Below are 25,110 nucleotides of genomic sequence, written 5' to 3' on the forward strand. Positions count from 1 at the left end.
CTAGACTGGCGCGATGGACATCGACACGCTCGACCACCGCCTGATCGCCCTGCTGCGCCAGGACGCACGTCTGCCGGCGGCCGTGCTGGCGCAAAAGCTCGGCGTCTCGCGCGGCACGATCGCCAACCGGCTGCGCCGGCTGGAGGATGGCGGCGTCATCGTCGGCTATGCGGTGCAGCTGCGGCCGGAGGCGCGCGCGGACGAGATCCGCGCCTGGATGGGCATCCTGGTCGAAGGCAACCAGACCCGCACCGTCATCGCCAGTCTGCTCGGCGAGCCCGGCGTCGCCGCGCTGCACGACACCAACGGCCGCTGGGACCTGCTGGCCGAGCTGCGTGCCGCCTCGATGGCCGAGCTGTCGCAGGTGCTGGAGCGGATCCGGCTGCTGAAGGGGATTCGCAGCACGGAGACCAGCATCCATCTGGCGACCTACCGGTAGGCCGCCAGCGCGTCGGCGGCCGGATCACTATCATGACCGTCCGCCCCGAATCCGGAGTCTTTCGATGAGCATCCCCACCACCCGCCTCGGCCGCACCGGCCTCACCGTGTCGCGGCTCGCGCTCGGCACCATGACCTTTGGCCTCCAGACCGACGAGGCGGTGTCGCACCAGATCCTCGACCGCGCGACCGAGGGCGGCATCAACTTCCTCGACACCGCCGACGTGTATCCGCTCGGCGGCACCGTCGAGACCACCGGCCGCACCGAGGAGATCGTCGGCCGCTGGCTGCGGGCCAAGGGCGCCAGCCGGCGCGGCGACTTCATCGTCGCCACCAAGGCGGTCGGCAAGGTCGGCCCGAATCCCTGGGACCAGGGCGCCTCGCGCAAGCACCTGCTCGACGCCATCGATGCCTCGCTCAAGCGGCTGCAGACCGACCATGTCGACCTCTACCAGCTGCATTCGGACGACCGCGAGACGCCGCTCGACGAAAGCCTGGAAGCGCTCGATGTCATCGTCCGCTCGGGCCGCGCGCGCTACATCGGCGTGTCGAATTTCCTGGCCTACCGGCTGGCCCGCGCGATCGGCCGCGCCGAGCTGCACAAGCTCACGCGGCTGGTCTCGGTGCAGCCGCGCTACAGCCTGCTGTTCCGCGAGATCGAGCGCGAGCTGCTGCCGCTGGCCGGCGAGGAAGGCCTGGGCGTGATCCCGTACAACCCGCTCGCGGGCGGGCTCTTGACCGGCAAGTACAAGCCCGAGGCCAAGCCGGAGGCGAACACGCGCTTCACGCTCGGCACCGCCGGCGGCATGTACCAGGACCGCTACTGGAACGAGCGCAGCTTCGGCACCGTGGCGCAGCTGCACCAGCTGGCCGACGAAGCCGGCGTGCCGCTGGCGACGCTGGCCGTGGCCTGGGTGATGGCGAATCCGCTGGTCACGGCGCCGCTGCTCGGCGCCAGCCGGCCCGAGCAGCTCGATGCGACGCTGGCGGCGGCCGACTACAAGCTGGACGCCGGGCTCAAGCAGCGGCTGGACGAACTCACCGCCGAGTACCGCAAGGGCGACGCCCCGCGCTGAGCGGAGCGTCGGTCAGGCGGCGGGCTTGACCTTCTCGATCTCGGCCGCGGCCGCGTCGGCCTTGCGGCGCGCATAGCGCTGGGCGAGCACCGCGCAGACCATGAGCTGCATCTGGTGGAACAGCATCAGCGGCAGCACGATCGCGCCGACCGCGTGCGAGGCGAACAGCACCTTGGCCATCGGGATGCCGCTGGCCAGGCTCTTCTTGGAGCCGCAGAACACGATCGTGATCTCGTCGGCCTTGTCGAAGCCGAGCGCGCGGCTGGCCCAGGTCGTGACCAGCAGCGCCAGCGCCAGCAGCACGGCGCAGACCACCAGCAGGCCGGCCAGCGCCGACATCGGCACCTGCTTCCACAGCCCCTCGATCACGGCCGCGCTGAAGGCGGTGTAGACCACCAGCAGGATCGAGCCGCGGTCGACCAGCGTCAGCACCGAGGCGCGGCGCTTGACCCAGCCGCCGATCCAGGGCCGCAGCAGGTGGCCGGCGATGAAGGGCACCATCAGCTGCAGCAGGATGCGGCCGATGGCGTCGAAGGAGGCGCCGGCGGCGCCGTGCGGCACCACGATCAGGTTGACCAAGAGCGGCGTGATGAAGACGCCCAGCATGGTCGAGGCGGAGGCGCTGCAGATCGCGGCCGGCATGTTGCCGCGGGCCATCGAGGTGAAGGCGATCGCCGACTGGACCGTGGCCGGCAGCACGCACAGGAACAGCACGCCGGTGTAGAGCTCGGGCGTGACCAGCGGCGTCAGCACCGGCTTGAGCGCCAGCCCGAGCAGCGGAAACATGACGAAGGTGGCGCCGAACACCAGCAGGTGCAGCCGCCAGTGCGTGATGCCGCCCAGCACGGCCTCGCGCGACAGCTTGGCGCCGTGCAGGAAGAACAGCAGGCCGATCGCGACCGTGGTCAGGCGCTCGAAGAAATGGGCCGTGGCGCCGCTCGCCGGCCACAGGCTGGCCAGCGTGACGGTGGCGACCAGGGCCAGGGTGAAGTTGTCGGGAAGGTAGCGTGAACGTGCCATGGCCCCGATTGGACCGCGCCTGCATTCAAAAGAGAAATGGATTTATCGGATAGATATATGATTTGAGCGCATGAATGTAAGCCTGCGTCAGCTGCGTGTCTTCCGGGCCATCGCCGACGGCCGCAACTTCAGCCGCGCCGGCGACCTGGTCGGCCTGTCGCAGCCCGCGGTCAGCCGCTCGGTCCATGAGCTCGAATCGCAGCTGGGCCTGAAGCTGCTCGACCGCACGACGCGGGAGGTGGTGCTGACGGAGGCCGGCCAGTCGCTCGCGCTGCGGCTGGCGCGGGTGCTCGACGAGCTCGACCAGGCGTTGGCCGAGGTCCATGGCATGGCCGGCGGGCGGCGCGGCAAGGTCCGCGTGGCCAGCAGCCCGACCCTGTCGGCCAACCTGCTGCCGGCCTGCATCGCCGAATGCGCGCGGCGCGAGCCCGAGATCGAGTTCGTGCTGCTCGACCGCATCCAGCAGGACGTGCTGGACAGCGTGCGCGCCGGCGAGGTGGATTTTGGCGTGGTGGTGGAGCCGCCCGACACCGACGACCTGCAGGGCGAGCCGATCCTCGACGATCCGTTCTGCCTGGTGCTGCCGCCCGGCCACCGGCTGGCGGCCCAGCCCGCGCTGCGCTGGTCGGCGCTCGACGGCGAGGCGCTGGTGCTGCTCGACCATGCCTCAGGCAGCCGGCGCCTGATCGACGAGGCCCTGGCCCGGCACGGCGTGCGCTGCGAAATCCGCCAGCAGGTCGGGCATCCGACCACCGCCTTCCGCATGGTCGAGCAGGGCATCGGCATCAGCGTGATGCCGGCGCTGGCGGCCCCGCCGACCGGGCTCGCGGTGCTGGTGATGCGGCCGCTGCTGCCGCGGGTGCAGCGCTCGATCATGCTGGTGCACCGCCGCAACCGGGCGCCGTCGCCGCTGGCGCAGCGGGTGTGGGGGCTGATCCGGGAGGTGGCCGGCGACATGCGCGGCCGGGCGGCTTGAACCCTCAGCCTTTGCTCGCCCGACCCAGCTTGCGCCGGCTGGCGCGCGTGATCGCCTGCACCAGGTGCTGCACGAAGGCCTGCACCGGCTGCGTCAGGGTCCGGCCTTCGAGCGAGAGCAGCTGCAGCCGGCGCTGCTGCAGCGGCGCATCGGCGAAGGGCCGCGCCACGACCCGGCCCTCGTCGATCAGGTGCATCACCGTGAGGTAGCCCGACAGCAGCACGTCGGGCGTGCGCAAGAGCGGCAGTTGGGCCGACGAGAAGTTGCTGACGAACACCGGCCGGTATTGCACGCCGAGCACGCTGCAGGCCTGGTCGAAGAGCTGGCGCGTGGTCACGCCCTTGCTGCCCACGATCAGCGGATAGCGCACCACCTCGGCCACCTGCAGCACGCGCTGCCGTGCCAGCGGGTGGTCGGGCCGCAGCACCGCATGCACCGGCGCCGGCGCGGCGTGCTCGACCCGGAGGCCGGGCTCGGGGGCGACGACGTACTTGAGCACGATGTCGGTCTCGCCGCGCGCCAGCAGCAGGCTGACCTCGTCGGGCGCGCCGACGTGGAGTTCGATCCGGCTGCCGGGATTGGCGTCCCGGAATCCGCCCACCACGGCCGGCATGAAATGGGCGGCGAAGCCTTCGGTGCAGGCGATGCGGACGCGGCCGGCCTGCTGGCCACCGAGATCGCGCACCTGTTCGATCACCTGCTCGGCGTCGAGCACCGCGTTGCGCAGGTGCGCCGACAGCTGCAGGCCCGCGGCGGTGAGCGTCATGCCGCGGGCGCTGCGCTCGAACAGCGCCGTGCCCAAACCGTCCTCGAGCTTGGCGATCTGGCGGCTGACCGCCGATGCCGCGACGAACAGCCGCGCCGCCGCCTGGTTGACCGAGCCGCTGCGCGCCACTTCGAGGAAATGGCGCATCGGGATGCTGAGGAGGGTGGGTGTCATGGGTCGAGTATTGCCTTCAAGGCAATAGCAGTGTGCCAAAACGATGATGGAAGCAAAGCGCTTCAGGCCTTGTACTTGCAGCACGTCCACGAAACGCAAGCAACATGACACGCACCGACGCCCTCGCCTCCGCGGCCGAATACTTCGACGACGGCGGATTCTTCGCCGATCTGCAGCGGCGCATCGCCTTTCGCACCGAGAGCGACACCGGCGCCGCCACGCCGGCGCTCGAAGCCTACCTGCGCGACGAACTGGTGCCGCCGCTCGAAGCGCTCGGCTTCGATTGCGAGCTGATCGCCAATCCGGTCGTCGGCGGCGGCCCGTTCCTGATCGCCCGCCGGATCGAGGACGCGGGGCTGCCCACGGTGCTGAGCTACGGCCACGGCGACGTCGTGAGCGGGCAGGACGCGCACTGGGCCGAAGGGCTGACACCCTGGTCGCTGACCGTTCGCGGCGACCGCTGGTACGGCCGCGGCACGGCCGACAACAAGGGCCAGCACACGGTCAACCTCGGCGGGCTCGCCGCTGTGCTGCGCGCCCGCGGCGGGCGGCTGGGCTACAACGTGACCTGGCTGATCGAGATGGGCGAGGAAGCCGCCTCGCCTGGGCTGCAGGCAGTCTGCGCGCAGCAGCGCGAGAAGCTGCGCGCAGACCTGCTGATCGCCTGCGACGGGCCGCGCGTGAGCGCGGACCGGCCGACGCTGTTCCTGGGCTCGCGCGGCGCGGTCAACTTCAGCCTGCGCGTGCGCGCCCGGCCGCGCGGCTACCACTCGGGCAACTGGGGCGGCGTGCTGGCCAATCCGGCGACCGTGCTGAGCCATGCGGTGGCCTCGCTGGCCGACGCGCACGGCCGCATCCTGGTCGAAGCGCTGCGGCCACCGCCGATCCCGGCCTCGGTGCGCGCGGCGCTGGCGGGCATCGCCATCGGCGGCGGCGCCGAGGATCCGGCCCTCGATGCGGGCTGGGGCGAGCCGGGACTGAATGCGGCCGAGCGGCTGATGGCGTGGAACACGATCGAGGTGCTGGCGCTCGGTGCCGGCTCGGCCGAACGGCCGGTCAACGCGATCCCGGGCGAGGCGGTGGCGCACTGCCAGTTGCGCTTCGTGGTCGGCACGCCGTGGCAGGAGCTCGCGCAGATCGTGCGGGCGCATCTGGATGCGCGCGGCTTCGGGCAGGTCGAGGTCGCGGTCACGCTGGCCGGCGCCGCGACCCGGCTCGATGTCGAGAACCCGTGGGTCGACTGGGCCCAGCGCTCGATCGCCGACAGCTGCGGCCAGCGCGCCGACCTGTTGCCGAACCTGGCGGGCTCGCTGCCGAACGACGTGTTCGCCGGCCTGCTGGGGCTGGCGACCTTGTGGGTGCCGCATTCCTACCCGGCCTGCGCGCAGCACGCGCCCAACGAACACCTGCTGGCGCCGCTGGCCCGCGAGGGCCTGCAGCTCATGGCCGGCCTGTACTGGGACCTCGGCACCGACGCGCCCTGGCAGGCCGGTGCGCTGCCTTCGACTTCCCTTTCTTCACGTTGAGCCACGATCACCCATGACCCCGACCCTCTCCCGCCGCGGCCTGACCGCGTTCGCCCTGGCCGCCGCCACCACCCTCGCCTTGCCCGGCTGGGCCCAGGACGCCTGGCCGGCCAAGCCCGTGAAGCTGGTGGTTCCCTTCCCGCCCGGCGGTGGCACCGACCTGGTGGCGCGGGCCATGGGCCAGAAGCTCGCGGAACGGCTGAAGCAGCCGGTGGTGATCGACAACAAGCCCGGCGCCTCGACCATCATCGGCACCGACGCGGTGGCCAAGGCCGCGCCCGACGGCTACACGCTGCTGCTGTCGGGTTCGACCAGCTACAGCGTCAATGCGGCCCTGCGCGCGATGCCCCACGACCCGGTGCGCGACCTGGCACCGATCGCGATCGTGGCGCGCACGCCGCTGGTGCTGGTGGTCAACGGCAGTGCACCGTGGCACTCCGTGGCCGAACTGGTCGCCGCGGCCAAGGCCAGGCCCAAGGGCATCCGCTATGCGACCTTCGGCAGCGGCTCCGGCCCGCACCTGGCCGGCGAGCTGCTCGCGTTGGCGGCCGGCGTGCAGCTGCAGGACGTGCCGTACAAGGGCAGCAGCCAGGGCGCCATCGCCCTGATCGGCGGCGAAATCGAGATGGGCATCGACACCGTGGCTTCGGTCGCACCGCATGTGCGCTCGGGCAAACTGCGGGCGCTCGGCATCGTGGGCGCCACGCGCTCGAGCCTGCTGCCCGAGGTGCCGACCCTGGCCGAGTTGAAGCTGCCCGAAGCCACCTTCGATGCCTGGTACGGCTTCGCCGCGCCGGCCCGTACGCCGCAGCCCGTGATCGACCGGCTGGTGCGCGACGTCGGTGCGACGATGGCCGATCCCGCCGTCCAGGCCCAGCTGCGCGCGCAGGGCATGGAGCCGGTGGTGATCGGCGCGGCGGCCTTCCGCAGCCAGATGGAAAACGAGATCGCGCGCTACCGGGCGCTGGCGCACCGCGCCGGGATCGCGCCGGAATAGAGCTGACTAGCGGCCCGCGGCCTGGTTCTGCGGCCTTTCTTCGCGCCCACCCGGGTGGCGCGCGAAGCGGGCCGGATCGCGGCCATGCACCGGCGCCTCATCGGGCCAGGGCCAGCCGCCGAACTGGGTGCGGCGGTAGTCGGCCATGGTCTGCGCGATCTCGGCCTGCGTGTTCATCACGAAGGGGCCGTACTGCGCCACCGGTTCGCCGATCGGGCGGCCCTGCAGCACCAGGAACTCGCTGACCTCCTCGCCGTTGACCAGTTCGACCGCAGCGTCGGCGCGCAGCTCGATCGCCGCGTGGCCGTCGACCGCCTGGCCGGCGACCGCGACCGAGCGGCCCTTGAAGAAGTAGAGGCTGCGGCGCGTGCCCTCGCCGCTGGCCGCCGGCAGCGTCCAGCGCGCATGGGGCTCCATGCGCAGGGTCCAGATCGCCACGTCCGCATCGGCGCGGGCGGCCCAGGAATCCGGCGGCGGCGCCAGCGGGCCGCCGGCACCCGGCTCGCCGTCGATCGGCGCGATCCGGCCCGCGATGCTCGCGACCTCGGTCTTGCGGCCTTCGGCATCGGTGGCGGTGAAGTTCGGGATGTCCTCGGCCCAGAACATCGTGAAGTGCGGCTCGGCCATCTTGCTGCGCGCCGGCAGGTTCAGCCAGATCTGGAACAGCTCCAGCGGGTTGGCGGCGTCGGCCTTCAGCAGGGGGAACATCTCCGAATGCACGATGCCCTTGCCGGCCGTCAGCCACTGGACGTCGCCGCCGCCGAAGCGGGCGGTGGCGCCCAGCGAATCCGAGTGATCGACCAGGCCCTTGCGAACGATGGTCACGGTCTCGAAGCCGCGGTGCGGGTGCCCCGGGAAGCCGGGCACGGGATCGCCGTGGTACATGCTCCAGCCGTCCTTGCGGCTGAAGTCCTGGCCCAGGTCGCGGCCGGCCAGCGGCGCGTCCGGGCCCATCTGCGGGTTGGCCCGCGGGTAGGCGTCGTCGTGGTAGGCGCAGAACAGGAAGGGGTCGATCGTCGCCCAGGGGAAGCCGAGGGCTTGGATCTGGACGATGGGGCTGGCGGCGGTGGTCATGGTGGCGCTTTCGTGGGGCTGGCGATGGGGCGTGTCCACGGCAGATGGGGCCGGCGCCGGGCCGTGAAAGCCCCGGCCATGGAACGCAGTGGCATCGCCGTTGGAACGCCCGCCCCGGGGCCGCGCTCAGTGATGGTGGCCGTGCTCGCCGTGGACGTGGCGGTGGGCGATTTCTTCGTCGGTCGCGGCGCGCACCCCGGTCACGGTCAGGCTGAACTTCAGCGCCTTGCCGGCGAGCGGGTGGTTGCCGTCGAGGATCACCTGGGGGCCCTTGATCTTCATGACGGTGAAGTGCTGCGGCTCGCCCCGGTCGTTGCGTCCTTCCAACTGGCCGCCGACCTTGACGCCGGGCGGGAACTCGCTCTTGGGGATGGTGCGCACCAGCGACTCGTCGCGGGCGCCGAAGGCGTCCTCGGGCTGCAGGTTCAGGGTGGTCTGGAAGCCGACCTCCTGGCCGTCGAGCGCCGCCTCGATCCTGGGGAAGGTGTTCTCGTAGCCGCCATGCAAATAGACCATCGGGTCGCGGCCCTCGTCGATGAGCTTGTGGGTGAGGGCGTCGCTCACCTTGTAGCGGAGGGTGACGGCGGTGTTGGCGGTGACTTTCATGGTGTCTTGCAAATGGGTGGCGTCCCGGCAAGGCCGGTCCGGGGTTGCAAGTCTACGGGCGCGCAGCGCCCGCACGCTTCCCGCGCGGCAGATAGCCGTCCGCCGGTCCGACCGATCGAGAACCGATTTCCGCCCGCCACATCGTTCGCCCAACGGCCGGATTGCAAACTTATTTCTCATTAATGGAGCTCGGGTATAGCCGAAAGTAGTTACATCTCAGCACCAAATCTCTAACAATATGTATCTTTAGTTAACATTTCTCGAGACTTCCAATGAATTGTGTCCACCGCGTCGTCTTCAACCGCAGCAAGGGCGTGTGCCAGGCCGTGTCCGAGGTTGCCACCGGATCTCACGGAGGGCGCGATGCCGTGTCGACCGTGGAGTCGCCGATGCCGCGCATGTCAGCGCTCGCTTCGATTTGCGCGCTGGCGATCGCGTCGATGGCGCCGGGCAGCGTCTGGGCGGACGGAGGGGCTGGCGGGGCGAGCTACACCAACGTCGGCGGTACCCGCGCTGCCGGCGGTGCCGGCGGGACGCTGGCGCAGCCGACGGGCGCCATCGGCGTCACCGGGCCGGTCGTGGACAACGGCAGGACCTACACGGTAGGCGGCGGCGGCGGCGGTGGGGCGATGCTGACGACCGGCGCCACCGCGGGTAATGGGGCTGCGGGCGGCAACGGCGGCGGCAACACGCCGGTGGCTTCCGGCGGCGCCGGCGGCGTGGTGGCCGCGGCTTCCCGCATCACCAGCGCCAGTTCCACGGTCGCCACTGGCACCACCGGCGCCACCGGCGGCGCGGGTGGCGCGGCGACGACCGCGGTGCTTGGCTACATCGACGGCGGCGGTGGCGGCGGCGGCGGCGGTGGGGCGGGCGTGGTCTTCTCCGGGACCGGCACGCTGACCGTCAACAACACGCTGACCGGTGGCGTGGGCGGTGCGGGCGGCGCTGCCGGAGCGATGGGTTCCGGCGGGGACTGGGGCTGGGGCGGCGGCGGCGGCGGCGGCCAGGGCGGGGCGGGCCTGCTGACGACCAGCGGCGGCAACGTCACCGTCAACGCGAGCCGGGCGGTGCGAGGCGGAGCCGGTGGCGCGGGCGGTGCGACCGCTGTGGGTTCCGGCGGCGCCGGCGGCGACGGCGGCACCGGCGTCCAGGTGACGGGCGGAGGCACGCTCACCAACGCCGGGACCATCGCCGGTGGTGCCGGCGGCGCCGGTGGGTTGTTCACCCAGACCGGCGGAAGCCTCGGCCTGGCCGGTGCGGGCGGCGTCGCGATCAAGGCGAATGGCGGCGCGACGATCATCAACAGCGGGACGATCACGGGCGGCCTGGCGGGGACGGGCGCCGGCGCGGCCGGGGTCCGCGCCGATGCGATCCAGTTCTCAGGCATCGGCAACACGCTGACACTCCTGTCCGGTTCCACCATCACGGGCAATGTCGTCGCGACCGCAGGCGGCAGCGACAGCCTGGTCCTGGGCGGCAACACGAGCAGCAGCTTCGACGCCAGCCAGATCGGCAACACCGCCCAGTACCGCAATTTCGCGGCCTTCCAGAAGACGGGCACCAGCACCTGGACCCTGACCGGCACGACGACGGCGCTCACGCCCTGGACGATCCAGGCCGGCACCCTGGCGATCGCTTCGGACGCAAGCCTGGGCGCCACCGCGGGCAGCCTGACCTTGGCGGGCGGCACGCTGCGGACGACCGCCAATGTGACGTCGAACCGCGCGGTCAACCTCGGCACGGGCGGCGGCACGTTCAACACGGACGCCGCCACGACCCTGACGCTGGGCGGCGCCATCACCGGCAGCACCCGCCTGACCAAGGCCGGCAGCGGCACGCTAGTGCTGGCCGGCACCGACACCCACAGCGGCGGCACGACCATCACGACCGGCACGCTGCAGGTGGGCAACACCACCACGGCCGGCACGCTGGCCGGCGACGTGACGGACAACGCCGCGCTGGTCTTGGCCAACACGGCGGCGCCGATCGCGGGCGTGATCTCGGGCAGCGGCACCGTGACCAAGACCGGCAGCGGCACGACCGTGCTGACGGGCAACAACAGCTACACGGGCGCGACGACGATCTCGGCCGGCACGCTGCAGGTCGGCAATGGCGGCGTCACCGGCGCGATCACCGGCAATGTCACCAATACCGGCGCGCTGGTCTTCAATCGCTCCAACACGCTCACCTACGGCGGCGTCATCTCGGGTGCCGGCACGGTGACCCAGAACGGCACCGGCACGACCGTGCTGACCGGCACCAACACCTACACCGGCGCCACGACGATCGCGTCCGGCAGCACGCTGCAGCTCGGCACCGGCCCGAGCGGCGGCACCAGCGGCGCGATCAGCGCTTCGAGCCCCGTGACGAACAACGGCACGCTCGCCTTCAACCGCAGCAACAATTTGACCTTCAGCAACGTGATTTCCGGCAGCGGCGGCGTGAGCCAGATCGGCACCGGCACGACCACGCTCAGCGGCGCCAACACCTACGGTGGCGGCACCACGATCTCGGCCGGCACCTTGTCGGTGGCGAACAACGGCAACCTCGGCAACATCGCCGGCGGCATCACCTTCAATGGCGGCACCCTGAGCACCACCACGGGCTTCACGTCGAGCCGCGCGGTGACGCTGAACGCCGGCGGCGGCACGGTCAACACCAACGCGAACACGCTGACGCTGAACGGCACCCTCTCCGGCAGCGGCCGCCTGACCAAGGCCGGCAGCGGCACGCTGGTGCTGGCCGGCACCGACACCCACAGCGGCGGCACGACCATCACGACAGGCACCCTGCAGATCGGCAACGCCACCACGGCCGGCACGCTGGCCGGCGACGTGACGGACAACGCGGCGCTGGTCTTGGCCAACACGGCGGCGCCGATCGCGGGCGTGATCTCGGGCAGCGGCACCGTCGCCAAGACCGGCAGCGGCACCACCGTGCTGACGGGCAACAACACCTACATGGGCACGACCACGATCTCGGCCGGCACGCTGCAGGTCGGCAATGGCGGCGCCACCGGCGCGATCACCGGCAATGTCACCAACACCGGCGCGCTGGTCTTCAATCGCTCCAACACGCTCACCTACGGCGGCGTGATCTCGGGTGCCGGCACGGTGACCCAGAACGGCACCGGCACGACCGTGCTGACCGGCACCAACACCTACAACGGCGCGACGACGATCGCTTCCGGCACCCTGCAGATCGGAAACGGCGGCGCCACTGGCGCGATCACCGGGTCGGGTGCCCTGGTGAACAACGGCACGCTGGCCTTCAACCGAAGCGACAACGTCACCTTCAGCAAGGTGATTTCCGGCACCGGCGGCGTGAGCCAGATCGGCACCGGCACGACCACGCTGAGCGGCGCCAACAGCTACAGCGGCGGCACCACCATCTCGGCCGGCACCTTGTCGGTGGCGAGCAACGGCAACCTCGGCAACGCCACCGGTGGCATCACCTTCAACGGCGGCACCCTGAGCACCACCGGGGGCTTCACGTCGAGCCGCGCGGTGACGCTGAACGCCGGCGGCGGCACGGTCAACACCAACGCGAACACGCTGACGCTGGGCGGCGCCCTCTCCGGCAGCGGCAGCCTGACCAAGGCCGGCACCGGCACGCTGGTGCTGGCGGGCACCGACACCCACAGCGGCGGCACGACCATCACGACCGGCACGCTGCAGATCGGCAACGCCACCACCGCCGGCACGCTCGCCGGCAACGTGACGGACAACGCGGCGCTGGTCTTCAACAACACGGCGGCGCCGATCGCGGGCGTGATCTCGGGCACCGGCACCGTCGCCAAGACCGGCACCGGCACCACCGTGCTGACCGGCAACAACACCTACACGGGCACGACCACGATCTCGGCCGGCACGCTGCAGGTCGGCAACGGCGGCGCCACCGGCGCGATCACCGGCAACGTCGCCAACACCGGCACGCTGGTCATCAATCGCTCCAACACGCTCACCTACGGCGGCGTGATCTCGGGTGCCGGTACGCTGACCCAGAGCGGTGGCGGCACGACCGTGCTGACCGGCACCAGCACCTACACCGGCGCCACCACCGTCACGGCCGGCACCCTGCAGGTCGACGGCGCGCTCGGCAACACCGCCGTCGGCGTCGCGAGCGGTGCCACGCTGGCCGGCAGCGGCTCGATCGCGGGCACCGTGACGGTGGCCAACGGCGGCACGCTGCAAGGCCGCAGCGGTCAGACGCTGACCACCGGCGCGCTGACGCTGGGCAGCAGCGCGAACGTCAATGTGGCGCTCGGCGCGCCGAGCAGCAGCGCGCTGTTCCAGGTCAATGGCGCCCTCACCCTCGACGGCCAGGTCAACGTCACCGACTTCGGCGGCTTCGGTCCCGGCATCTACCGGTTGATGAACTACACCGGCGCGCTGACCGACAACGGTCTGCTGGTCGGCAGCACGCCGAGCGGCACCTCGCTGTCGGTCCAGACCGCCGTCGCGCAGCAAGTCAACCTGGTCAACACGACCGGCCAGACGCTGCACTTCTGGGACGCCGGCGGCGCGGCCCACCTCAACAACGGCGCCGTCGACGGCGGCACGGGCACATGGACGGCGACCTCCGGCAACTGGGCCAACCAGGACGGCAGCCTCAATGCCCCGATGTCGCCGCAACCCGGTTTCGCGGTGTTCCAGGCGACGCCGGGCACGGTCACGGTCGACACCACGCAAGGCGCGATCGCCGTCACCGGCATGCAGTTCGCCACCGATGGCTATGTGCTCCAGGGCGGCCCGGTCCAGCTGGACGGCACGCAGGCGATCATCCGTGTCGGCGACGGCAGCGCGACGCCGGTCACTGCCACGGTCGGCACCGTGCTCGCGGGCGCGGCCAAGCTCGAGAAGACGGACTCGGGCACGCTGGTGCTTACCGGCGCCAACAGCTACGGCGGCGGCACGCTGATCTCGGGCGGCACGCTGCAGCTCGGCAACGGCGGCAGCAGCGGCTCGATCCTCGGCGACGTCGCCAATGAAGGCACGCTGGCCTTCAACCGCAGCGATGCCGCGACCTTCGCCGGTGTCATCTCGGGCAGCGGCGGCGTGCAGCAGCTGGGCACCGGCACCACCACGCTCACCGCCGCCAACACCTACACCGGCGGCACCGTGATCACGGCCGGCACGCTGCAGCTCGGCAACGGCGGCGCCAGCGGCTCGATCACCGGCGACGTGACCAACAACGGCACACTGGCTTTCAACCGCAGCGACGCCGTGGACTTCGCCGGCACGATCAGCGGCAGCGGCGGCGTGAGCCAGCTCGGCGGCGGCACGACCACCCTCGCCGCCACCAACAGCTACGGCGGCGGCACCCTGATCTCGGCCGGCAAGCTGGTCGGCAGCGCCGGCAGCTTCGGCACCGGCGCGATCGTCGACAACGCGGCGCTCGAGATCCAGCAGGCCACCGATGCCACCTTCGCCAACGCGATCTCCGGCAACGGCAGCTTCACCAAGAGCGGCGCCGGCGCCCTCGACCTGACCGGCGACAGCAGCGCCTTCACCGGCAGCACGCTGGTCAAGACCGGCACGCTGGCGGTCAACGGCTCGCTCGGCGGCGCGCTGACGATGGCCAGCGGCACCACGCTGAAGGGCAACGGCACGGTCGGCACGACCGTGATCCAGTCGGGCGCGACCGTGGCGCCGGGCAATTCGATCGGCACCCTGCACGTGGCCGGCGACCTCACGCTGGCGGCGGGCTCGACCTACCAGGTCGAAGCCGCCGTCGACGGCCGCAGCGACCTGATCCGCGCCACCGGCGCGATCCACCTGCAGGGCGGGGCGCTGGCGGTGCTGGCCGACGGCAACTGGAATCCGACCACCACCTACACCATCCTCAACGCCGGCACCGGCGTGACCGGCAACTTCGGCGGCATCACGACCAACTTCGCCTTCCTCGATCCGACGCTCAGCTACAGCGCGCAGAACGTGGTGCTGAGCCTGAAGCGCAACGACACCAGCTTCGAATCGGTCGGCAGCACGCCGAACGAGAGCCAGGCCGGCGGCGCGGTCGACGCCTCGGGCTCCGGCGCGCTCTACAACGCGGTGGTGAAGCTCGATGCCGTCACGGCCCGCACCGCGTTCGCGCAGCTCGGCGGCGAACTGCATGCCTCGCTCAAGTCGATGGCCATCGAGGACAGCCGCTACGTGCGCGACGCCGGCCTCGACCATGCCCGGCGCTCGCTCGGCGGCGTCGCCACCGGCACCGACACCGCCGCGAAGGACGGCGTCTGGGCCTATGCCTTCGGCGCCCGGGGCGACATCCGCGGCGACGGCAACGCATCGAAGATCGACGGCTCGACCAGCGGACTGCTGATCGGCGGCGACACGCGGGTCGGCGACGACTGGCGCGTCGGCGCGATGGGCGGCTACAGCAGCGGCAGCACCGACCTCGACGCCCGCGCCTCGTCGGCCAGCAGCGACAGCTGGCACCTGGGCGTCTATGGCGGCCGCCAGTGGGGTCCCCTGGGCCTGCGTCTCGGCGCGAGCTACAGCGACAGCAGCATCGACACCCGGCGCGGGGTGGTGTTCGGCAGTTTCGCCGACCTGCCGACCGCCAGCTACAAGGCGCAGACGGCGCAGCTGTTCGGCGAACTGGGCTGGCGCATCGATGCCGGCGCGGCCGTGGTGGAGCCCTTCGCCGGCCTCGCCTACGTCAACCTGCACACCGACGACTTCACCGAGCGCGGCGGCTTCGCGGCACTGCACGCAGCGGGCGACAGCACCGACATCGGCTACAGCACGCTGGGCGTGCGCGCCACCACCGACGTCGAACTCGGCGGCGCGAAGATGACGCTGCGCGGCATGCTGGGCTGGCGCCACGCCATCGGCAGCACCAGCCAGTACGCCTCGATGGCGCTGGCGTCGCAGTCCACCTTCGTCGTCGCCGGCGTGCCGATCGCCAAGGATGCCGCGGTGGTCGAGGCCGGTGTCGACTTCTCGCTGCGCAAGGACCTGACGCTGGGCGTCTCCTACCTGGGCCAGGCTGGCAACGGCGTGACCGACAACGGCGTCAAAGCCAGCCTGCTGTGGAAGTTCTGATGTAGCGCTGGCGCGCCAGGGCGCGGCCAGGCACACGCGGGCCGGCGACAGCTTTGGGGCTGCGCCGGCCTTGTCCATTTCGCGGAACCGATGCCGTCCCACAGCGCGCGGGGGTGCGCGCCGATGCGTCTCGCCGGCGGGCGCGGCGATGCTGTCGCACCCTGTCCTCACGGAGCGCCAGCCATGAGCATTCCCTCGCTGCCCGCGGTCCCGCCGCCCGCCAAGGCCGCTGAACAGCGCTGGTGGTCCAAGCTGGGCCCGGGCCTGATCACGGGCGCCGCGGACGACGACCCGAGCGGCATCGCTACCTATACGCAGGCTGGCGCGCAGCTTGGCTACGGTGTCGGCTGGACCCTGCTGCTGACCTATCCGCTGATGATGGGCATCCAGCTGGCCAGCGCCCGCATCGGCCGCGTCACCGGCCGGAACCTCACCGAGACCTTTGCGCGCTTCTGTCCGCGCTGGATGGTGGCGTCGCTGGTGCTGCTGCTGCTGGTCGCCAACGTCATCAACCTCGGCGCCGACCTCGGTGCCATGGGCGACTCGGCGGCGCTGGTGCTGCCGGGCCGGCCGGCCTGGTATGCCGTCGGCTTCGGCATCGTGTCCTTGCTGCTGCAGGTCTTCCTCCCCTACGAGCGCTATGTGCGCGTGCTCAAGTGGCTCACGCTGTCGCTGTTCGCCTACGTCGGCGTGGTGTTCGCGGTCGACGTCGACTGGGCCGCCGCGCTGCGCGGCACCTTTGCGCCGGACTTCCACTGGAGCCGCGCCTACGTCACCACCGTGGTCGCGATCCTCGGCACCACGATCAGCCCGTACCTCTTCTTCTGGCAGGCCTCGCAGGAGGTGGCGGAGATCCACCGCGTGGCCGACGACCAGCCGCTGCGCGTCGCACCGGCGCAGGCGCGCGCCCAGCTGCGCCGGCTGCGGCTGGACACCGCGGTCGGCATGGGTTTCTCGAACCTGATCGCCTTCTTCATCATCACCGCCGCCGCTGCCACGCTGCATGCCCATGGCCAGAGCCAGATCGAGACCACCGCCCAGGCCGCCGCCGCGCTGAAGCCGATCGCCGGCGAGTTCGCCTTCTGGCTGTTCGCGCTCGGCGTCCTGGGCACCGGGATGCTGGCGCTGCCGGTGCTCGCCGGATCGGCGGCCGAGGCGGTCGCCAGCTACTTTCACCTGCGCAAGGGGCTCGACCTGACGCTGGCGCGCGGCCGCAGCTTCTACGCCATCCTGGCGGCCGCGATGCTGCTGGGCGTGGGCATCAGCCTGTCGGGGCTGAATTCGATCTCGGCGCTGTACTGGGCGGCGGTGATCAACGCCGTCATCTCGGTGCCGGTGATGGTGGCGGTGATGATCGCGGCGTCGAGCCCCAAGGTGATGGGCCCGATGGTGCTGCCGCGCAAATGGCGGCTGCTCGGCTGGCTGGCGACTGCGGCGATGGCGGCGGCATCGGTGGCCCTGGGGGTGGTCTCGGTCACATAGCGGGGTGCGGCCGGGCGCTGTATATTCATCCAGCCCCATGGCCGCCCTCCCTTCCTCTTCCGCCGCCGCGCCGCTCGCGGTCTCGGTCCGCACGCTCTGCGCCTTCGCCGCCAAGGCCGGCGACCTCGACCTGCGTTTCGTGCCGGCCCCGAGCGGCCAGGAAGGCCAGGCGGGCCACCGGCTGGTGCAGGCCCGCCGCAGCCTGGACTATGAAAGCGAAGTCGGCCTGTCGGCCCGCTTCGGCCGGCTGCTGGTGCGCGGACGGGCCGACGGCTGGGACCCGCGGCGACGGCGGGTCGAGGAGATCAAGACCTTTCGCGGCGACTTCGCCCGCATCAAGGCCAACCACCGCGCGCTCCACTGGGCCCAGGCCCGCAGCTACGCCTGGATGCTGTGCGAGCGCGATGCGCTGGCGGCGCTCGATGTCGCACTGGTCTACCTCGACCTCGGCACCGAAAAGGAAACGGTGCTGGAGGAAAGCTGGACCCGGGCCGCCCTGCAGCAGCACTTCGAGGCGCTCTGCGCGCGTTACCTGGCCTGGGCCGAGCAGGAGTCGGCCCACCGCGCGGCGCTCGATCCGGCGCTGGCGGCGCTGGCCTTTCCGCACGGCGGCTTTCGCCCCGGCCAGCGCGAACTGGCCGAGGCGGTCTACCGCTCGGCCGTCTCGGCGCGTCCGCTGCTGGCCCAGGCGCCGACCGGCATCGGCAAGACCATCGCCACCCTGTTTCCGCTGCTCAAGGCGCGGCCGGCGCGCCAGCTCGACAAGATCTTCTTCCTGACCGCCAAGACCTCGGGCCGCGCGGTCGCCCTCGGCGCCCTGCAGACCCTCGAGCGCGCCCGGGCGCCGCTGCGGGTGCTCGAACTGGCGGCCCGCGAGAAGGTCTGCGAGTACCCCGGGCGGGCCTGCAACGGTGACGACTGCCCGCTGGCGCGCGGCTTCTACGATCGCCTGCCGGCGGCCCGCAGCGAAGCCATCGCCGCCGCCTGGCTCGACCGCGAGGCGCTGCGCGGCATCGCGCTCGCCCATGAGGTCTGCCCGTACTTCCTCGCCCAGGAAATGGTGCGCTGGAGCGACGTGGTCATCGGCGACTACAACTACTACTTCGACGGCAGCGCCTTCCTGCATGCGCTCGCCAAGGACGAGGAATGGCGCGTCGCCCTGCTGGTCGACGAAGCCCACAACCTGCTGGACCGCGCGCGCGGCATGTACTCGGCGCAGCTCGACGCCGACGCGCTCGAAGCGGTGCGCGCCAAGGCGCCGCCGTCGCTGCGCAAGCCGCTGGGCGCCCTGGCGCGCGAATGGCAACTGATGCAGCGCGAGCAGGTCGCCCCCTACCAGCCGCACGACCAGATTCCCGAGCGCTTTGCGCGGGCCTTGCAGGAAGCGGTCTCGCTCATGGCCGAGCATTTCTCGGCCCGCCCCGACGAGCCGCCGGGCGCGCTGCAGCAATGCTTCTTCGACCTGCTGCAGTTCGCCCGGCTGGCCGACAGCTTCGCCAAGCATTCGGTCTTCGAGGCGACGCTGGGCACCGGCGGCACGCGCGCCCTGGCGATCCGCAACCTGGTGCCGGCGCCCTTCCTGCAGGCGCGCTTCGCCGATGCCGCCTCGGCGGCCTGCTTCTCGGGCACGCTGGCGCCCTTCTCGTTCTACCGCGACACGCTGGGCCTGCCCGAGAACACGGCGACCCTGGACGTGGGCTCGCCGTTCCGCAGCGAGCAACTCGACGTCCGGGTGGCGATGGACCTGTCGACCCGCTTTCGCGACCGCGGCCGCTCGCTCGACGCGCTGATCGACATCGTGGCGGCGCAGTTCGCGCGCCGCCCGGGCAACTACCTGGCCTTCTTCAGCAGCTTCGACTACCTGGACAACGCCGCGGCGGCCTTCGAGCGGCGCCACCCGGGCGTCCCGGCCTGGCGCCAGTCGCGCGGCATGCGCGAGGCCGAGCGCGAGGCCTTCCTGGCGCGCTTCGCCGCCGGCGGCCGAGGGGTCGGCTTCGCCGTGCTCGGCGGCGCCTTCGGCGAAGGCATCGACCTGCCGGGCGACCGCCTGGTCGGGGCCTTCGTCGCCAGCCTCGGCCTGCCGCAGCACAACGAGCCGAACGAGGTGATGCGCGAGCGCATGGACGCGCTGTTCGGCGACGGCTATGCCTACACCTACGTCTATCCGGGCCTGCAGAAGGTGGTGCAGGCGGCCGGGCGCGTGATCCGCAGCGAGACCGACGCCGGTGTGCTCTACCTGCTGGACGACCGCTTCGCGCGGCAGGAGATCCGGGCGCTGCTGCCGGCCTGGTGGCAGGTGGAGCCGGTGTTCGTCGGCGCCCGCTGAGTCTTCAGGTTCTCAGCCGTCGCTGCAGAGGATGTCGGCGAAGCGCGCCCCGGCCGCGGCCTTGTTGCCCACGGTTGGCGCGCGACAGCCGGCCCGGCAGGCTTGCCTGGCGGCGCCCTCAGGCGGCATCGGTCCGCTTGGCGACCTCGCTCAGCTGGAGTTCGATGCGGAAGAGCCGCTCGTTCAGGATCGCGGTCTGCAGCCGCAGCGCCTCGATGATCGCGCGGGTCGGCGCGTCGGGGGCATGGGTCGACAGCTCCTGCAGTTCGTGCAGCTTGTTGCGCAGTTCGTTGCTCATGGCAAGGCTCCATCGGGGTCGGTATCGCGCATCGTAGTCGGCCTGCGTCAGAATGCGCTGCTATCGTTTTCTCGTACACCCAGAACCCCATGAAGCTCGCCGAATCCTTTGCGGACGTCTCCCGCTTCGTCGCCATCCGCCGCGACATCCACGCCCATCCCGAACTCGGCTTCGAGGAGCACCGCACTTCCGAGAAGGTGGCGAGCCTGCTCGAGGAATGGGGCATCGAGGTGCACCGCGGCATCGCCGGCACCGGGCTGGTCGGCGTGTTGCGCCGCGGCGACGGCCCGCGGACCATCGGCCTGCGCGCCGACATGGACGCCCTGCCGCTGCACGAGGCCAACGAATTCGCCCACAAGTCGACCCATGCCGGGCGCATGCACGCCTGCGGCCATGACGGCCACACCACGATGCTGCTGGCCGCCGCCTGGCACCTGGCGCAGCAGGGCGCGGCCTTCGACGGCACCGTGCATTTCATCTTCCAGCCGGCCGAGGAGATGGGCAAGGCCGGCGCGAAGAAGATGATCCAGGACGGCCTGTTCGAGCGCTTCCCGTGCGACGCGGTGTTCGCGCTGCACAACTTCCCGGTCGGCGACGTCGGCCGCTTCGCGCTCAACGAGGGCGCGCTGATGGCATCGAGCAACACCTACAAGATCACGCTGCGCGGCCGCGGCACGCATGCCTCGATGCCGCACACCGGCCTCGACCCGGTCGGTGCGGTGGTCGCGCTGGCGCAGGCGCTCGCCACCATCGTGCCGCGCACCATCGCCAGCACCGAGCGCGCCCTGCTCGCCGTGACGCAGCTGCAGGGCTCCGATGCGCCGAACGTGATCCCCGATGTCGCCTCGGTCGGCGGCACGGTGCGCACCTTCTCGATCGCCGCGCTGGACCTGATCGAGGCGCGCCTGCGCACCGTCGCCGAGGGCATCGCTGCGGCCCACGAATGCACGGCCGAGGTGAGTTTCGTGCGCGCCTCGCCGCCGGTCGTCAACCATCCGGCCGAGGCCCGCTTCGCCGCCGAGGTGATGCGCGAGGTGGTCGGCGCCGACATGGTCAGCGACGACTTCCCGGCCGTGATGGGGGCCGAGGATTTCGCCCACATGTTGATGGCGCGCCCCGGCTGCTATGCCTTCCTCGGCAACGGCGACGGCGACCACCGGCTCGACGGCCACGGCCCGGGCCCGTGCATCATCCACAACACCTCGTTCGACTTCAACGACCAGATCATCCCGATCGGCGCCAGCTACTTCGTGAAGCTGGTGGAGCGCTGGCTCCCGGCCGGCGGCCGCTGAGCGCAACCTTCCCTTCCACGACAAGAAAGCAAGCAGATGTCGAATCCGTTGACCCGTCGTTCCCTGACCGCGGCCGCCGCCTGGCTGGCATTGGGCGCCGCGCTGCCGGCCCGCGCGCAGCAGCGCGTGATCCGCATCGTCGTGCCCTTCGGCACCGGCGCCGTGCAGGACACCGTGGCGCGTGCCTTCAACAACGAGCTGGGCGCGGCGCTCAACGCCTCGGTGATCGTCGAGAACCGCGCCGGCGCCGGCGGCACGGTCGGCGCGGCCCTGGTGGCCAAGGCGCCCCCGGACGGCAACACGCTGGTGCTGGCGGCGGCCAGCCACCACATCGCCGGCTTCCTCTACAGCAAGCTGCCCTACGAGCCGCTGAAGGACTTCGTCGGCGTCGCCAACCTCGGCAACGCCGGCTACGTGCTGGCGGTGGCGAGCGACCTCGGGGTTGCGAACACCGCCGAATTCATCCAGCGGGTCAAGGCCAACCCCGGCAAGTACAACTACGCCTCGGCCGGCAACGGCAGCGCCACGCACCTCGCGATGGCCTCCTTCCTGGCCAAGGCCGGCCTGGAGATGACCCACATCCCGACCAAGTCGACCGGCGAGGCGGTCAACGAGGTGCTGGCCGGGCGCGTGCAGGCCGTGATCTCGTCCAGCGTCGGCGTGATGGGGTTCCAGAACGATCCCCGCATGAAACTGCTGGCCTCCACCGGCCAGGCGCGCAGCCAGTTCCTGCCCACGCTGCCCACCGTGGCGGAGAGCGGCCTGCCGGGCTATGCCTTCGACTCCTGGATCGGCCTGCTCGCGCCGGCCGGCACGCCCAAGGCCGAGGTCGAGCGCCTCAACGCGGCGACCAACAAGGTGCTGGGCGATCCGGCGATCCTGGAGCGCTTCAAGCGCCTGGGCGTCGAGCCGCGCAGCCAGAACGCCGAAGAATTCCAGAAGCTGCTGCGCGCCGACTGGGACGCGATGGGCGCGGTGGTCAAGGCGTCGGGCGCCAAGGTCGACTGAGCCGGCCTAGCCGTGCGGGCTCGGCGGCAGGCTCTTCAGGTACAGGTAGAGCGCCTGCACGTCGATGTCGCTCATCTCGCGCAGCGATCCGAAGGGCATCACCCGCACCGGCGTGCCATCGGGCCGCGCGCCGCTCTTGAAGAGCTGCTGGAAGGCGGCCGCGTCGGCATAGCGCGCCATGGCCGTGCCCTCGCCGGGCGTCAGGTTGGCCGCTGCGGGCCAGTCGGGCGGCCCGCCGGGGATCTTGCCGCCATTGAGCTTCTCGCCATGGCAGCCCAGGCACATGTTGGCCACGTAGGCGCCGTGCTTCAGGCTCACGCCTTCGGGCACCGGCGGCTCCGGCGGCCGTCCGTGGTCGATCTTGGCGGCGGCATCCTGCATCAGGCCGAAACCATAGAAGGCGCGCACCGGCAGCGGCAGCTCGATCACCGGACCGCCGCCGCTCGCCGGCGGCATGTGGCGCAGGTGGGCGACCAGCGCGGCCAGGTCCTCGTCGGTGAAACGGTTGTAGTCCTCGCTCGGCATCACCATCAGGGCCCGGCCCACCGGGTTGACGCCGTGGCGGATCGAGCGCTCCCAGTCGGCCGGCGTGTAGCCGGCGACCACGCTGCCCGGGCCCGGGCTGATGTTGGGTCCGGCGATGCGCATGCCCTTGGCGTCGTCGAGGAACACCTTGCCGCCGCCGTGGGCGCCATGGCAGTCGACGCAGCCGCGCGAGGCGAACAGGTAGCGGCCGCGTTCGATCGCGGCGGCGTCGTCGCGCCAGGCCACGCCCTTCACCGGGATGTCGAGCTTGCGCTCCATCTTCCGGCGCGCCAGCTGGTCGCCGGCGAACAGCGCCGCTGCGGCCAGCGCCACCAGCAGCGCCAGCGCCAGCAGGATGCGTTTCAGCCAGCGCCGGCCCGTGTGCGAGGCGGTCATGCGACCCCCATCTTGCGGGCGATCAGCCCCGCGGCCATCTTCAGCTGCAGGCGCAGCCTGGGCTTGTGGCCCCAGGCGCTGGTGACGTCGGTGTGGTGGGTCTGCCAACCCACCGGATCGATGGTCCGGGTGCCGGCGCCGATCTCGAAATCGAAGCCCGAGGGCGTGACGCCGTAGAAGGAGAAGGTGCCGTCCGGATCGGGGTGCTGGCCGAGCTCCAGGCTCAGCGGCACCCGGTGGCGCCGGGCCCGCTCGAAGGCCACGCCGATGTCGCACAGCCGCTCGGCCTGCAGCATGAAATGGTGGATGCGCTTGGCCAGCGGCATGTCGAACAGCGCCAGCGAGTGATGGCGCCGGTTGCAGTGCAGGAAGGTGCCGCGGATGTCGATCGGCCCGACCCGGGTGGCCAGCCGCTCGGTCACGCCGAAGCCGAGCAGGCCGGCATAGAAGGCCTCCATCGCCGCCAGGTCGTGCGCCACCAGCACCGCGTGGCCCAGCCCGAGCTCGCCGGTGCGGAAGCCCTCGGGAAAGGCGGCCGAGGCAAAGGGTGCGGCGGCGGTTTCCGGCGCGGTGAACAGTTCGACCGCATTGCCGCAGGGGTCGACGCAGCGATGCATCCGCTGGACCCGGCGGGCGCTGCGCAGCGCCGGTTCGGCCGCCGCCACGCGCTGCCCGGCGGCCTGCAGGCGGCGCACCAGCCGCTCCAGCACCTCGTCGCTCGCGCATTCGAGGCCGATGGCCGCGAGGTCGTCGGCGGGCCCCTCGTGCGCGATCAGCCGCTGGCAGGCCGCGTCGAGCTGCCAGCCGAGGCTGCCGTCGCCGTTGGTCGACGGCGCGGGCAGCCCGAGCATCTGTTCGCAGAACGCGGTCCAGCGCGCGGGGCGGCGCACTTCGAAAACCAGGTAACCAAGGCGGAGATCGGCAGGCATGGCAAACTCTCTCTCGAATGGATGGAACGATCAAAAATGGTCAATGCGTATGAAAATGGATGATGGCGTAAGTTTCGGCCTGCCGTCCATATCACCTTTGCCAGAGGACCTGGCCGAAAGTGTGTGGCGGCCGCCCGGGCCCGGCCTGCTCAAGCGCGAGCGCACCCGCGTCCAGCTGGTGCAGGCGGCGATCAAGGTCTTCAGCGCCCGCGGCTATGTCGACGCCACGATGCAGGAGATCGCCGCCGTCGCGGCCATGACCACGGCGACCGTCTACAACCATTTCAAGACCAAGGAAGAGGTGGCCGGCGGCGTGGCGCTGCTGCTGGCCGACACGCTGTGCCGGCGCATCACGGCCAGCCAGCAGGGCGTGGAGGAAGGCGCCCGGCGGATGGCCATCGGCGTGCGGCGCTACATCTGGCTGGCCGAGGAGAGTCCGCACTGGGCGCGGATGATGCTGGACGTCTCGGTCGCCGCGCCGCAACTGCTGATCGAGATCCGCGACTACGCGCTGGCCGACCTGCGCCTGGGCGTCCGGCAGAAGGCCTTCCGGATCCCGAACGAGACGGCGGCGATGGACCTGATCAACGGCAGCGTGTCGCAGGCGATGCGCACGGTGGCCCACGGTGCGGCGCCCGCGCACCACGGCCGCGATGTCGCCGTCTGCGTGCTGCGCGGGCTGGGCATGGACTGGGCCGAGGCGAAGGCGATGGCGCACCGGCCGCTGCCGCCGTTCCCGCCGATGAGGACACCGTCCTAGGCCGACGCCGCGTCGAGCGGCGGGCAGGCCCAGCCCAGCAGCTCGGCCAGCCGCCGCACGATCCATTCGGCTTCGGCGCCCGACACGCCGGCGTCCGGCAGCGCCAGTCCGGCATGGATGCGGCGCAGGATCTCGTCCTCCGAGGGCACCTCGACGTGATGCAGGACCTGCGCATGCCCCACCAGGTGGCTGGCCAGGTCCTCGCAGATCTCGTAGCGCTCGCGCACGACCGCGATCGGCTCGGCGAGGCGCTGCCGGGGGTCGGTGTAGACGGCGAAGAACGAGGGCGGGATGTCGATCTGGTAGTCGTCGGACATGGGTGGCGGCAAACGATGAAATGAAAAACGCGCCCGGGGGCGCGTTTCGAGAGTGCATGCGCCGCGGGGGCGCAG

Annotated in this window: 19 protein-coding genes; 11 read left to right on the forward strand and 8 right to left on the reverse strand. The window is 71.3% G+C overall.

Features of this window, described 5'->3' with window-relative positions; translation table 11 throughout:
- Window positions 1–19 precede the first annotated feature (19 nt).
- Both QTI33_RS33710 and QTI33_RS33715 read left to right on the forward strand, forming a co-directional pair.
- A complete protein-coding gene (locus QTI33_RS33710; protein WP_286510988.1) occupies window positions 20–439 on the forward strand; it encodes an Lrp/AsnC family transcriptional regulator in 420 nt (139 codons plus the stop codon).
- A 64-nt stretch (window positions 440–503) separates the two neighbouring features.
- Window positions 504–1,514: an aldo/keto reductase gene (locus tag QTI33_RS33715; protein WP_286510952.1), complete on the forward strand. Its 1,011-nt coding sequence runs from the start codon at window positions 504–506 to the stop codon at window positions 1,512–1,514.
- Between the two features lie 12 nt (window positions 1,515–1,526).
- Here the strand turns inward: QTI33_RS33715 and QTI33_RS33720 are convergent, their stop codons facing one another.
- Complete coding sequence (locus QTI33_RS33720) at window positions 1,527–2,534, reverse strand: bile acid:sodium symporter family protein (protein ID WP_286510953.1); 1,008 nt, start codon at window positions 2,532–2,534, stop codon at window positions 1,527–1,529.
- A 70-nt stretch (window positions 2,535–2,604) separates the two neighbouring features.
- On the opposite strand from QTI33_RS33720, the gene QTI33_RS33725 reads away from it, so the two are divergent.
- Complete coding sequence (locus tag QTI33_RS33725) at window positions 2,605–3,510, forward strand: LysR family transcriptional regulator (protein WP_286510954.1); 906 nt, start codon at window positions 2,605–2,607, stop codon at window positions 3,508–3,510.
- A gap of 4 nt (window positions 3,511–3,514) precedes the next feature.
- On the opposite strand, the gene QTI33_RS33730 is transcribed toward QTI33_RS33725, so the two are convergent.
- Entirely contained in the window at window positions 3,515–4,450 is a 936-nt protein-coding gene (locus QTI33_RS33730; RefSeq protein WP_286510955.1) for a LysR family transcriptional regulator, read from the reverse strand.
- Window positions 4,451–4,554: 104 nt separating this feature from the next.
- On the opposite strand from QTI33_RS33730, the gene QTI33_RS33735 reads away from it, so the two are divergent.
- Window positions 4,555–5,976, forward strand: coding sequence for a M20 family metallopeptidase (locus QTI33_RS33735; protein ID WP_286510956.1), 1,422 nt, complete (start codon window positions 4,555–4,557; stop codon window positions 5,974–5,976).
- A gap of 13 nt (window positions 5,977–5,989) precedes the next feature.
- Window positions 5,990–6,973: a tripartite tricarboxylate transporter substrate binding protein gene (locus QTI33_RS33740; protein ID WP_286510957.1), complete on the forward strand. Its 984-nt coding sequence runs from the start codon at window positions 5,990–5,992 to the stop codon at window positions 6,971–6,973.
- Between the two features lie 6 nt (window positions 6,974–6,979).
- On the opposite strand, the gene QTI33_RS33745 is transcribed toward QTI33_RS33740, so the two are convergent.
- A complete protein-coding gene (locus tag QTI33_RS33745; protein WP_286510958.1) occupies window positions 6,980–8,047 on the reverse strand; it encodes a pirin family protein in 1,068 nt (355 codons plus the stop codon).
- A gap of 126 nt (window positions 8,048–8,173) precedes the next feature.
- Window positions 8,174–8,653: an FKBP-type peptidyl-prolyl cis-trans isomerase gene (locus QTI33_RS33750; protein WP_286510959.1), complete on the reverse strand. Its 480-nt coding sequence runs from the start codon at window positions 8,651–8,653 to the stop codon at window positions 8,174–8,176.
- A 398-nt stretch (window positions 8,654–9,051) separates the two neighbouring features.
- Here QTI33_RS33750 and QTI33_RS33755 point away from each other — a divergent pair, with 398 nt between their 5' ends.
- From QTI33_RS33755 to QTI33_RS33765, 3 genes are all read left to right on the forward strand, one after another.
- Complete coding sequence (locus QTI33_RS33755; RefSeq protein WP_286510960.1) at window positions 9,052–15,702, forward strand: autotransporter-associated beta strand repeat-containing protein; 6,651 nt, start codon at window positions 9,052–9,054, stop codon at window positions 15,700–15,702.
- Between the two features lie 183 nt (window positions 15,703–15,885).
- Complete coding sequence (locus QTI33_RS33760) at window positions 15,886–17,184, forward strand: NRAMP family divalent metal transporter (protein ID WP_286510961.1); 1,299 nt, start codon at window positions 15,886–15,888, stop codon at window positions 17,182–17,184.
- A 37-nt stretch (window positions 17,185–17,221) separates the two neighbouring features.
- Complete coding sequence (locus QTI33_RS33765; RefSeq protein WP_286510962.1) at window positions 17,222–19,510, forward strand: helicase C-terminal domain-containing protein; 2,289 nt, start codon at window positions 17,222–17,224, stop codon at window positions 19,508–19,510.
- Between the two features lie 118 nt (window positions 19,511–19,628).
- Here the strand turns inward: QTI33_RS33765 and QTI33_RS33770 are convergent, their stop codons facing one another.
- Entirely contained in the window at window positions 19,629–19,808 is a 180-nt protein-coding gene (locus QTI33_RS33770; RefSeq protein WP_286510963.1) for a hypothetical protein, read from the reverse strand.
- 89 nt (window positions 19,809–19,897) lie between these two features.
- On the opposite strand from QTI33_RS33770, the gene QTI33_RS33775 reads away from it, so the two are divergent.
- Window positions 19,898–21,100: a M20 aminoacylase family protein gene (locus tag QTI33_RS33775; protein ID WP_286510964.1), complete on the forward strand. Its 1,203-nt coding sequence runs from the start codon at window positions 19,898–19,900 to the stop codon at window positions 21,098–21,100.
- Window positions 21,101–21,136: 36 nt separating this feature from the next.
- Entirely contained in the window at window positions 21,137–22,108 is a 972-nt protein-coding gene (locus QTI33_RS33780) for a tripartite tricarboxylate transporter substrate-binding protein (protein WP_286510965.1), read from the forward strand.
- Window positions 22,109–22,114: 6 nt separating this feature from the next.
- Here the strand turns inward: QTI33_RS33780 and QTI33_RS33785 are convergent, their stop codons facing one another.
- Both QTI33_RS33785 and QTI33_RS33790 read right to left on the reverse strand, forming a co-directional pair.
- Window positions 22,115–23,029, reverse strand: coding sequence for a c-type cytochrome (locus QTI33_RS33785; protein ID WP_286510966.1), 915 nt, complete (start codon window positions 23,027–23,029; stop codon window positions 22,115–22,117).
- On the reverse strand, window positions 23,026–23,958 hold the full coding sequence (locus tag QTI33_RS33790) for a VOC family protein (RefSeq protein WP_286510967.1): 933 nt from the start codon (window positions 23,956–23,958) through the stop codon (window positions 23,026–23,028). Before QTI33_RS33790 ends, QTI33_RS33785 begins: the two co-directional genes overlap by 4 nt.
- 97 nt (window positions 23,959–24,055) lie before the next feature.
- On the opposite strand from QTI33_RS33790, the gene QTI33_RS33795 reads away from it, so the two are divergent.
- Entirely contained in the window at window positions 24,056–24,718 is a 663-nt protein-coding gene (locus QTI33_RS33795) for a TetR/AcrR family transcriptional regulator (RefSeq protein WP_286510968.1), read from the forward strand.
- Here the strand turns inward: QTI33_RS33795 and QTI33_RS33800 are convergent.
- Window positions 24,715–25,035, reverse strand: a complete 321-nt coding sequence (locus QTI33_RS33800; RefSeq protein ID WP_286510969.1) for a hypothetical protein — start codon at window positions 25,033–25,035, stop codon at window positions 24,715–24,717. The two genes, QTI33_RS33795 and QTI33_RS33800, sit on opposite strands and share 4 nt — an antisense overlap.
- Between the last annotated feature and the right edge of the window lie 75 nt (window positions 25,036–25,110).

This window comes from Variovorax davisae, from assembly GCF_030316845.1.
GTDB classification, from domain to species: Bacteria; Pseudomonadota; Gammaproteobacteria; order Burkholderiales; family Burkholderiaceae_C; genus Variovorax; species Variovorax davisae.